Annotated in this window: 1 protein-coding gene; it reads right to left on the reverse strand. The window is 72.6% G+C overall.

Translation table 11 applies throughout. The features are described 5' to 3' along the window. Window positions 1-133: 133 nt before the first annotated feature. The gene (murA, locus tag ACFU0Y_RS18155) at window positions 134-1,411 is read right to left on the reverse strand and encodes a UDP-N-acetylglucosamine 1-carboxyvinyltransferase (RefSeq protein WP_380216367.1); all 1,278 of its coding nucleotides are present in this window, start codon (window positions 1,409-1,411) and stop codon (window positions 134-136) included. Window positions 1,412-1,484 lie beyond the last annotated feature (73 nt).

The following is a 1,484-nucleotide window of genomic DNA, read 5'->3' on the forward strand; positions in this document are numbered from 1 at the left end:
GCACCTTGTTGTGCAGGATGCTGTTGATCAGGATCGCCAGCCCGATGGGGATCGGGAAGAAGAACAGCAGCTGGAGCGCCGAGAAGACCAGGGTGTTCTCGACCGCACCCCAGAAGTCGTCGTGCCGGCGTGCTCAGAAGGCGGTGCCCACCAGGTGCCGCTCGACGGCGGCCCCGGCCGCGCCGAGCTGCTCCACGAAGTGCTCGTAGCCGCGGTCCACGTGCTGGACGCCGCTCACGTCGGTGGTGCCGACGGCGGCCATCCCCGCGATCACGAGCGCCGCGCCCGCCCGGATGTCCATCGCCTCCACCGGCGCCCCGGACAGCACGGGCATGCCCGCGACCAGGGCGTGGTGGCCGTCGAGACGCACGCTCGCGCCCAGCCGCTCCAGTTCGGCCGTGAAGCCCCAGCGGGCCTCGAACACGTTCTCCGTGACCATCCCCGAGCCCTCCGCGACAGCGTTGAGCGCCACCACGAACGGCTGCAGGTCCGTGGGGAAGCCGGGATAGGGCAGCGTGGACACGTTGATCGCCCGCGGCCGCGGCGGCCCGGAGACCACGAAGCGGCCCCCGTCCGTGTCCACGCGGCAGCCCGCGGAGCGCAGCTTGTCCAGCACCACGGTCAGGTGAGCGGGCTCCGCGCCCTCGATCGCCACGGTCCCACCGGTCACGGCCGCCGCGAACGCCCAGGTGCCCGCCACGATCCGGTCGGGCACCGTCCGGTGCTCGACCGGGCGCAGGGACTCCGTCCCGACGACCGTGACGGTGCTCGTGCCGAGCCCCTCGATCCGGGCGCCCATCGCCTGCAGCATCCGGCCGATGTCCACGATCTCCGGCTCGCGGGCCGCGTTGTCGATGACGGTGGTGCCCTCGGCCAGCGTCCCGGCCATCATCAGGTTCTCCGTGGCGCCCACGGAGGGGTAGTCCAGTCGGAAGTGCGTGCCGCGCAGGCTCCGGGGCACGGACGCCACGAGGTAGCCGCGCTCGATCTGCAGCACGGCGCCCATGGCCTCGAGCCCCGCGCGGTGCATGTCCAGGCCGCGGGAGCCGATGGCGTCCCCACCGGGCAGCGCCACCTCGGCGACGTGGCACCGGGCGACGAGCGGCCCGAGCACGGAGATCGAGGCGCGCATCGCCCGCACCAGGTCGTAGTCCGCCTGGTGGTGCAAATCCGCCGGGACGTCGATGCGCACGGTCTTCTCGGCGCGCTCGTAGGTGACGGTGCAGCCGAGCCGGCGCAGCAGCTCGGCCATGATCGCGACGTCGTGGATCTCGGGGACGTTCGTGATGGTGGACTCGCCCTCGGCCAGCAGGGTCGCCGCCATGAGCTTCAGCACGCTGTTCTTCGCGCCGGAGACGCGCAGGGTGCCGTTGACCGCGGTGGGTCCGTGCACGACGATCTTCTCTTCCATCCACTCTCCTGGGCGGTCTCGCCGGGCCCCGCGGGGCCCGGATACGGCCGCGGCCTCCGCACCGGTGGTGCGG

Origin of the sequence: Kocuria sp. NPDC057446 (assembly GCF_042802875.1) — a bacterium.
Taxonomy (GTDB): Bacteria; Actinomycetota; Actinomycetes; order Actinomycetales; family Micrococcaceae; genus Kocuria.